Source organism: Fructilactobacillus sp. X2R1C1, assembly GCF_059901435.1.
Window position 1 is genome coordinate 1 of the sequence record NZ_JBWXUV010000129.1, and the last position, 249, is coordinate 249.

Here is a 249-nt window from a genome sequence, read left to right on the forward strand (position 1 = left end):
TTCCAGCACAGGAAGCCAACCACGGACGCCGCCAGTAATAGCGGCAGCCATGCAGCCTGAGCATGGCCGCTAACCCAGTAAAGCAAGGCCCAGCCCAGACATACGCAAATGGCCTCAATACTGGCAAGGCCATCGATGCCGTCCATGAAGTTGTAAAGGTTGAGCAGCCACACCAGATACAGTACCCCTATGATGCTGCTTAACCAGACCGGCCCCAGCGCCAGGCCGAAGACAGAAAGAGGCGGCATC

The 249-nt window shown here is 57.8% G+C and carries 1 pseudogene; it reads right to left on the reverse strand.

Going from position 1 to position 249, the window contains the following annotated elements:
* A pseudogene (locus AC6UDG_RS07750) lies at positions 1-249 on the reverse strand (hypothetical protein); the annotation flags it as partial.